This window comes from Pseudomonas sp. (assembly GCF_030696055.1).
Classification (GTDB): Bacteria; Pseudomonadota; Gammaproteobacteria; order Pseudomonadales; family Pseudomonadaceae; genus Aquipseudomonas.
Genome location: NZ_JAUYNP010000023.1, coordinates 1 through 8,338 on the forward strand (window position 1 = coordinate 1; position 8,338 = coordinate 8,338).

At 63.3% G+C, this 8,338-nt stretch carries 8 protein-coding genes; 4 read left to right on the plus strand and 4 right to left on the minus strand.

Annotated elements, in window-relative coordinates:
* The 3 genes from Q8Q83_RS01255 to Q8Q83_RS01265 all read right to left on the minus strand — a co-directional run.
* Nucleotides 1-1,304, minus strand: a 1,304-nt coding sequence (locus Q8Q83_RS01255) for a carboxyl transferase domain-containing protein (RefSeq protein WP_305620434.1), incomplete at its 3' end; no start/stop codon positions are given.
* Between the two features lie 111 nt (nucleotides 1,305-1,415).
* Complete coding sequence (locus Q8Q83_RS01260) at nucleotides 1,416-2,579, minus strand: isovaleryl-CoA dehydrogenase (protein WP_305620436.1); 1,164 nt, start codon at nucleotides 2,577-2,579, stop codon at nucleotides 1,416-1,418.
* 29 nt (nucleotides 2,580-2,608) lie between these two features.
* A complete protein-coding gene (locus Q8Q83_RS01265) occupies nucleotides 2,609-3,010 on the minus strand; it encodes a MerR family DNA-binding transcriptional regulator (RefSeq protein ID WP_305620437.1) in 402 nt (133 codons plus the stop codon).
* Between the two features lie 117 nt (nucleotides 3,011-3,127).
* Here Q8Q83_RS01265 and Q8Q83_RS01270 point away from each other — a divergent pair, with 117 nt between their 5' ends.
* The 3 genes from Q8Q83_RS01270 to Q8Q83_RS01280 all read left to right on the plus strand — a co-directional run bounded on the left by Q8Q83_RS01270 (nucleotide 3,128) and on the right by Q8Q83_RS01280 (nucleotide 6,376).
* A complete protein-coding gene (locus tag Q8Q83_RS01270; RefSeq protein ID WP_305620439.1) occupies nucleotides 3,128-3,895 on the plus strand; it encodes a 3-hydroxyacyl-CoA dehydrogenase in 768 nt (255 codons plus the stop codon).
* 98 nt (nucleotides 3,896-3,993) lie between these two features.
* Nucleotides 3,994-5,184, plus strand: coding sequence for an acetyl-CoA C-acyltransferase (locus Q8Q83_RS01275; protein ID WP_305620440.1), 1,191 nt, complete (start codon nucleotides 3,994-3,996; stop codon nucleotides 5,182-5,184).
* A gap of 64 nt (nucleotides 5,185-5,248) precedes the next feature.
* Entirely contained in the window at nucleotides 5,249-6,376 is a 1,128-nt protein-coding gene (locus Q8Q83_RS01280) for an acyl-CoA dehydrogenase family protein (protein ID WP_305620441.1), read from the plus strand.
* Between the two features lie 291 nt (nucleotides 6,377-6,667).
* On the opposite strand, the gene Q8Q83_RS01285 is transcribed toward Q8Q83_RS01280, so the two are convergent.
* Nucleotides 6,668-7,600: a LysR family transcriptional regulator gene (locus tag Q8Q83_RS01285; RefSeq protein WP_305620443.1), complete on the minus strand. Its 933-nt coding sequence runs from the start codon at nucleotides 7,598-7,600 to the stop codon at nucleotides 6,668-6,670.
* Between the two features lie 162 nt (nucleotides 7,601-7,762).
* On the opposite strand from Q8Q83_RS01285, the gene Q8Q83_RS01290 reads away from it, so the two are divergent.
* A partial coding sequence (locus Q8Q83_RS01290; RefSeq protein WP_305620445.1) for an acyl-CoA dehydrogenase family protein occupies nucleotides 7,763-8,338 on the plus strand: 576 nt, incomplete at its 3' end.

Sequence of the window (8,338 nt, forward strand, 5' to 3'; positions counted from 1 at the left end):
ATCCACAGGAAGCGCGGATCAAAGGCGCGGCCGCACATGCCGTAGTTACCGGCGCCGAAGCTGCCGCCGATGATCACGGTGAATTTCTGCACCTTGGCGCAGGCCACGGCGTTGACCAGCTTGGCACCGTGCTTGGCGATGCCGCCGGCCTCGTACTTCTGCCCGACCATAAAGCCGGTGATGTTCTGCAGAAACAGCAGGGGAATGCCGCGCTGGCAGGCCAGCTCGATAAAGTGCGCGCCTTTCTGCGCCGATTCGGCAAACAGGATGCCGTTATTGGCCAGGATGGCCACCGGATAACCCTGAATATGGGCGAAGCCGCAGACCAGGGTGGCGCCGAACAGCGCCTTGAACTCGTCGAATTCGCTGCCATCGACCAGGCGTGCTATGACTTCGCGCACATCGAAGGGCTGCTTGGCGTCGGCCGGGATCACCCCGTACAGCTCTTCGCCTGCGTACAGCGGGTTGATCGGAGTGCGCTTATTCAGCACGCCGAGCTTGCGCCAGTTGAGGTTGGCGATGCAGCGCCGCGCCAGGGCCAGGGCGTGCTCGTCGTTGTCGGCAAGATGGTCGGCCACCCCCGAGATCTTGCAATGCACGTCGGCGCCGCCCAAGTCCTCGGCGCTTACGATTTCACCTGTTGCTGCCTTTACCAGCGGCGGGCCGGCGAGAAAGATGGTGGCCTGGTTGCGCACCATGATGGTCTCGTCGCTCATGGCCGGCACATAGGCGCCGCCGGCGGTGCAGGAGCCCATCACCACGGCGATCTGCGGGATACCCATGGCAGACATGTTGGCCTGGTTGAAGAAGATCCGCCCGAAATGCTCGCGGTCCGGGAACACCTCATCCTGGCGCGGCAGGTTGGCGCCGCCGGAATCCACCAGGTAGAGGCACGGCAGGCGGTTCTGCTGGGCGATGGCTTGGGCGCGCAGGTGTTTCTTCACCGTCAGCGGGTAGTAGCTGCCGCCTTTTACCGTGGCGTCGTTGGCCAGGATCATGCATTCGACGCCCTCGACCCGGCCGATACCGGCGACCACGCCGGCGGCCGGCACCTCTTCGCCATACACCTCGTAAGCCGCCAGCTGGCCGATCTCCAGGAAGGGCGAGCCGATATCCAGCAGGCGATTGATGCGCTCGCGCGGCAGCAACTTGCCGCGGGAAGTGTGGCGATGCTGGGCTTTTTCGCCGCCGCCGGCATGGACGTGGGCGAGCAGGGCGCGCAGGTCGCCCACCTGGTCGAGCATGGCCGCGCTGTTGAGCGCGAACTCGGGCGCGCGTGGATTGATCTGAGAGTTGAGAATCATCGAGGCTCCTGGCGCAGCTTCAAGCGGCAAGCTCAAAGCTGCAAGAGTTGATCGGCGTTAAGGCTGCTTTTTCTTGCAGCTTGTCGCTTGAAGCTTGCAACTGACGCGCTCTCAGCGCGTTTCGTTAAATAGCTCGCGGCCGATCAGCATGCGGCGGATCTCGCTGGTGCCGGCGCCTATCTCGTAGAGTTTGGCGTCGCGCAGCAAACGGCCGGTGGGGTATTCGTTGATATAGCCGTTGCCGCCGAGAATCTGGATGGCGTCCAGGGCCATCTGGGTGGCGCGCTCGGCGGTGTAGAGGATCACCCCGGCGGCGTCCTTGCGCGTGGTCTCGCCGCGGTCGCAGGCGTTGGCCACGGCGTACAGGTAGGCGCGGCTGGCGTTGAGCTGGGTGTACATGTCGGCGACCTTGCCCTGGATCAGCTGGAACTCGCCGATGCTCTGGCCGAACTGCTTGCGGTCGTGGCTATAGGGCACTATCACGTCCATGGCCGCCTGCATGATGCCAACCGGGCCGCCGGAGAGCACCACACGTTCGTAATCCAGGCCGCTCATCAATACGCGTGCGCCGCCGTTAAGCTGGCCCAGCACGTTCTGCTCCGGCACCTCGACGTCATCGAAGAACAGCTCGCAGGTGTTGGAGCCGCGCATGCCCAGCTTGTCGAACTTGCTGCCACGGCTGAAACCCTTCCAGTCGCGCTCGACGATAAAGGCGCTGATGCCGTGGGCGCCCTTGTCCAGGTCGGTCTTGGCGTAGATCACATAGGTGTTGGCGTCCGGCCCGTTGGTGATCCAGGTCTTGCTGCCATTGAGCACGTAGCGGTCGCCCTTTTTATCGGCGCGCAGCTTCATCGACACCACGTCGGAGCCGGCGTTCGGCTCGCTCATGGCCAGGGCGCCGACATGTTCGCCGCTGACCAGCTTGGGCAGGTATTTGGCCTTCTGCTCGGCGGTGCCGTTGCGCTTGATCTGGTTGACGCACAGGTTGGAGTGGGCGCCGTAGGAGAGGGCGACCGAGGCCGAACCGCGGCTGATCTCTTCCATGGCCACCACATGGGCCAGGTAACCCAGGCCGGAGCCGCCGTATTCTTCCTCGACTGTGATGCCGAGCAGGCCCATGTCGCCGAACTTCTTCCACATGTCGGCCGGGAACAGGTTGTCGCTGTCGATGGCGGCGGCGCGTGGCGCCAGCTCGGCGGCGACGAAGGCCTGTACCTGCTCGCGCAGCATGTCGATGGTGTCGCCGAGGGCGAAGTTGAGGGACGGATAGCTCATGGTTCCACCTGTAATTTTTAGATTTAAGTTCAGGAGATAACTGTTTGTTTTTTATCTGTTTCAGTCAGCGCAGTAAGGCAGCGTTCTTCGGCTGTATCCAATTCCAGCTGCATCTGTTGAATATCCAGCAGCTGCTGTTCCAGCTGGGCGCGGCGCTCGGCGATCTTGTGCATAAAGGTTTCCAGCTGCTTGCGATTGCCATGCACCGGGTCGTATAGCTCGATCAGCTCCTTGCACTCGGCCAGGGAGAAACCGATGCGCTTGCCGCGCAGAATCAGCTTGAGGGTGACCTTGTCCTTGGCGCTGTAGATGCGCTCCTGGCCACGGCGCTCGGGGCTGAGCATCTGCTGCTCTTCATAGAAGCGGATGGCGCGGGTGGTGATATCCAGCTCGCGAGCCAGTTCGGAAATGCTGTAGGTGGGGCTGCTCACGGACGTACTCGTATATTGACCTTTACGTTAACGTAAGCATGGTTTACGTTAACGTCAAGTGTTGCTGGCGATTTAGTGAAGCCCAGCCCGTTGCGCCCTAGGGATGAGGAGATATCCATGCAGATCCAAGACCGCGTATTTCTGTTGACCGGCGCCAGTTCTGGCCTGGGCCTGGCCACCGCTCGCGAGCTGATCGGCCTGGGCGGCAAGGTGCTGCTCGCCGATATCAATGCCGAGGCCGGCGCGGCGCGAGCCGAGGAGTTGGGCGGCAACGCGCGCTTCGTGCCCACCGATATCAGCCGCGAAGAAGACGGCCGCCGCGCGGTAGAGGCGGCGCTGCAAGCCTTCGGCGGCCTGCATGGGCTGGTTAACTGCGCCGGCATAGCACCGGCGGAGAAGATTCTTGGGCGCAACGGCCCCCATGGCCTGGAGAGTTTTAGCCGAGTGGTCGGCGTCAACCTGATCGGCAGCTTCAATATGCTGCGCCTGGCCGCCGAAGCCATGGCGCGTGGCGAGCCGAACGAGGAGGGCGAGCGCGGGGTGATCATCAATACCGCCTCGGTCGCCGCCTTCGATGGGCAGATCGGCCAGGCCGCCTATGCAGCCTCGAAAAGCGGCGTGGTCGCTCTGACCCTGCCGGCCGCCCGTGAGCTGGCGCGTTCGGGCATTCGCGTGATGTGCATCGCCCCGGGCATCTTCGAGACGCCGATGATGGCCGGCATGCCCCAGGAGGTGCGCGATTCCCTGGCCGCCAATGTGCCATTTCCGCCACGCCTCGGTCGCCCCGAGGAATACGCCGCGCTGGTGCGCCATATTATCGAGAACAGCATGCTCAACGGCGAGGTCATCCGCCTGGATGGCGCCTTGCGCATGGCCGCGAAGTAACACGGTCGAATCTGTAGCCCGGATGAAATCCGGGACAAGATCACCCCATGTTTCCCCGGAGTGCATCCGGGCTACGGGACTCAGTTAGGAGGGAGCAGATGAACAGGCAATCCGATCCGGTGGTAATAGTGAGCGCCGCGCGTACGCCCATGGGCGGTTTTCTCGGCGATTTCAGGGATGTGACGGCGGCAGAACTGGGCGCCGCGGCGATTCGCGCCACTCTGCAGCGTGCCGGCCTGGCGCCCGATGCGGTAGACGAAGTGCTGATGGGCTGCGTGCTGCAGGCCGGCCAAGGCCAGGCGCCGGCGCGCCAGGCTGCGTTGGGCGCTGGTCTGGCACAAAGCACTGTGTGCTCGACCATCAACAAGATGTGCGGCTCGGGGATGAAGGCGACCATGTTGGCCCACGACCTGCTGCTCGCCGGCAGCGTCGAGGTGGTGCTGGCCGGCGGCATGGAGAGCATGTCCAACGCGCCCTATCTGCTGGAGCGCGCCCGCGCAGGCCTGCGCATGGGCCATGGCCGGGTGCTCGACCATATGTTCCTCGATGGCCTGGAAGACGCCTACGACAAGGGCCGCCTGATGGGCAGCTTCGCCGAAGAGTGCGCCGACACCTACGGTTTCACCCGCGAGCAGCAGGACGCCTTCGCCATGGCCTCCCTCAACCGCGCGCAAAAAGCCATGGACGAGGGGCGCTTTAACGCCGAGATCACCGCGGTGCAGGCCAAGGTCGGCCGCGAGCTGCGCAGCATCGCCAGCGACGAGCAGCCGCCCAAGGCCCGCCCGGAGAAAATCCCAACGCTGAAACCGGCTTTCCGCGAGGGCGGCACCGTGACCGCGGCCAATGCCAGTTCGATCTCCGACGGCGCCGCGGCGCTGCTGCTGATGCGTTTGTCCGAGGCCGAGAAACGCGGCCTGACGCCGCTGGCGGCGATTCGCGGGCATGCCACCTTCGCCCATGCGCCGAACCTGTTTGCCACCGCGCCGGTCGGTGCGCTGCAACGTTTGCTGACTCGCACTGGCTGGGCGCTGGGCCAGGTCGATCTGTTCGAGATCAACGAGGCCTTCGCCGTGGTACCGATGGCGGCCATGCGCGATCTGGACATCCCCCATGACAAACTCAACGTGCACGGCGGCGCCTGCGCCCTCGGCCACCCCATCGGCGCCTCCGGCGCGCGGCTGCTGGTGACCCTGCTTAGCGCGCTGCAGCAATACGACCTCAAACGTGGCGTGGCCTCGTTGTGTATCGGCGGCGGCGAAGCCACCGCCATGGCCATCGAGCTTCTGTAGGCGCCAACGTCGTTTACAGGTACGTGGCAAGGCCGACACCCTAGTGTTTGTTGGGAGACCGAGAATGATTCCTTCCGAAGAAGAGCTGCAGATCCGCGACATGGCCCGTCAGTTCGCCCAGGAGCGACTCAAACCCTGCGCCGCCGAGTGGGACCGCGAGCACCGTTTTCCCAGTGACGCGCTGCGCGAGATGGGCGAGTTGGGCTTTATGGGCATGCTGGTGCCGGAGGACTGGGGCGGCGCGCAGACCGGCCACCTGGCCTACGCCATGGCCCTGGAGGAAATCGCCGCCGGCGATGGCGCCTGCTCGACCATCATGAGCGTGCACAACTCGGTGGGCTGCATGCCGATCCTGAAATACGGCAGCGAGGAGCAGAAGCAGCGCTTCCTCAGGCCTCTGGCCGAGGGCAAGATGCTCGGCGCCTTCGCCCTCACCGAACCCCAGGCCGGCTCGGACGCCAGCGACCTGCGCACCCGTGCGCGGCGCGACGGCGAGCACTATGTGCTGAACGGCAGCAAGCAGTTCATCACCTCGGGCAGCCATGCCGGAATGGTGATCGTCTTCGCGGTGACCGACCCGGCGGCCGGCAAGAAGGGCATCAGCGCCTTTATCGTGCCCACCGACACGCCCGGCTATTCGGTGCTACGGGTCGAGGACAAACTCGGCCAGCATGCCTCGGATACCTGCCAGATCCAGTTCGACGAGTTGCGCATTCCGGCCAGCCTGCGTTTGGGTGAAGAGGGTGAGGGCTATCGCATCGCCCTGAGCAACCTGGAGGGCGGTCGCATCGGCATCGCCGCGCAGTCGGTGGGCATGGCCCGTGCGGCCTTCGAGGCGGCGCGCGACTATGCCCATGAGCGGGTGACCTTCGGCAAGCCGATCATCGAGCACCAGGCGGTGGCTTTTCGTCTGGCCGATATGGCTACCCAGATCGCCGTGGCGCGGCAGATGGTGCACCACGCCGCCAGCCTGCGCGAAGCCGGCATGGCCTGCCTGACCGAAGCCTCGATGGCCAAGCTGTTCGCCTCGGAGATGGCCGAGCGGGTCTGTTCGGCGGCGCTGCAGACCTTGGGCGGCTATGGCTACCTCAAGGACTTCCCGCTGGAGCGCATCTATCGCGACGTGCGCGTATGCCAGATCTACGAAGGCACCAGCGACGTGCAGCGCCTGGTGATTGCCCGCAACCTGTAATAAGTCGGCAGGCGATTAAGGCCAGTTACAGGCTGTGTGAAAACGTAGCGAGCGAAGGTTAGGCAAGGCAAAAACAGGCGAAAAAGCGCAGTTTACGAGCTGTAAATGAGCATTTTGAGCCGGTTTTTAACGCCACATAACCGAGCGCAGTAGTTTTCACACAGCCTGGTCAGCGGCGTTTTCGTAGCCCGGATGCAATCCGGGGAAATCTACCGCCTGCCAATCCGCTCCCGGATTGCATCCGGGATAGGTTCTGACAAGGCCTCACTGTTAAATCAATGCCTTGGATGACTAGCTTGAAGCGCTTTCAAGCTTCTTTTCCTGGGCGGTGACGTGCTGGCAGATCTCGATGATCTGCTCGCGCATCCAGCGGTTGGCCGGGTCCTGGTCGGTGCTTTCGTGCCAGTACAGGTGGGTTTCCAGCGGTGCCATGTCCTTGAGCGGCAGCTCGACATGGTGCAGGTCGTTGCGCCGGGCGAAACGCTCGGGCACGGTCATCACCATGTCGGTGTTCTGCAGCACTGTGTTGGCCATCAGGTAATGCTGGGAGCGCAGGGCGATCTTGCGCTGGATGCCCATGCGCCCCAGGGCCAGGTCGACATGGCCGAGGCCGCTGCGGCGGCTGGAAATATGGATATGGGTCAGGCCCATATAGTCATCCAGGCTGATCTTGTCCTTGGCCAGCGGGTGGTTCTTGCGCATGGCGCAGACGTAGCGGTCTTCCATCAACTTGACGTGACGCACCTGGGGGTCGGTGTTGAGCGGCGCGTCCACGGCAAAATCCAGGCGCCCGGCGGCCAGTTCCTTGGTGGTTTCCCGGCGGCGCGCCAGCATGCTTTCGATGCACACATTCGGCGCCATGCGTCGCAGGCGCTGGAACAGGGTCGGCAGGATCACCGCCTCGGTGAGGTCGGTCATGCTGATGCGGTAGGTCTTGTTGGCCTGCGCCGGGTTGAAAATGCGGCTTTCCTGCACCGAGATGCGCAACTGCTGCAAGGCGTTGCGCACCGGGCCGATGATGTTCTGCGCCATGGGCGTGGGGACCATGCCCTGGGCGGTGCGCACGAACAGTGGGTCGTTGAAGGTTTCCCGTAGGCGGGCCAGGGCGTTGGATACCGCAGGTTGGGTGATCCCGACTATCTGTCCGGCACGGGTCAGATTGGCCTCGGTGTAGATGGCATCGAAGACGACAAAGAGGTTGAGGTCGACCTTGTTCAGATTCATTACACGCTCACTCCGAGGGTTGTCGGTATCAGTTGATCATATATCGGTGATGAATGTTTATACACGGCGAGAATAGATTAGATAAATCTTAACCCCTGTTCTAGCATCATTTCCAACTCACCTACTCCCTCATTCATCATCAGCGTCAGAAGGTAGCCGCCCATGGATTTCGCCTACTCCCCCAAGGTTCAGGACCTGCGTGAACGTGTCAGCGCGTTTATGCAGGCTTATGTCTATCCAGCCGAAGCCGTGTTCGAACAACAGGTCAATCAGGGCGACCGCTGGCAGCCGACCGCGATCATGGAAGAGCTGAAAGCCAAGGCCAAAGCCGAAGGCCTGTGGAACCTGTTTCTGCCGGAATCCGAGCTGGGCGCCGGCCTGACCAACACCGAATACGCGCCGCTGGCGGAAATCATGGGCAGCTCGCTGATCGGCGCCGAGCCTTTCAACTGCGCCGCGCCGGACACCGGCAATATGGAAGTGCTGGTGCGCTATGCCAACGAAGCGCAGAAGGAAAAGTGGCTCAAGCCATTGCTGTCCGGCGAGATACGTTCGGCCTTCGCCATGACCGAGCCGGGCGTAGCGTCCTCCGACGCTACCAATATGCAAGCCCGCGCCGTGCGCGAGGGTGATGAGTGGGTGATCAATGGCACCAAGTGGTGGACTTCCGGTGCTTGCGACCCGCGCTGCAAGATCATGATCTTTATGGGCCTGACCAATCCGGATGGCCCGCGCCAC

Bases quoted from the DNA above. Each gene is read 5' to 3' on its own strand.
- Q8Q83_RS01260 (WP_305620436.1), bottom strand. From the start codon at position 2,579: ATGAGCTATCCGTCCCTCAACTTCGCCCTCGGCGACACCATCGACATG.
- Q8Q83_RS01270 (WP_305620439.1), top strand. From the start codon at position 3,128: ATGCAGATCCAAGACCGCGTATTTCTGTTGACCGGCGCCAGTTCTGGC.
- Q8Q83_RS01275 (WP_305620440.1), top strand. From the start codon at position 3,994: ATGAACAGGCAATCCGATCCGGTGGTAATAGTGAGCGCCGCGCGTACG.
- Q8Q83_RS01280 (WP_305620441.1), top strand. From the start codon at position 5,249: ATGATTCCTTCCGAAGAAGAGCTGCAGATCCGCGACATGGCCCGTCAG.
- Q8Q83_RS01285 (WP_305620443.1), bottom strand. From the start codon at position 7,600: ATGAATCTGAACAAGGTCGACCTCAACCTCTTTGTCGTCTTCGATGCC.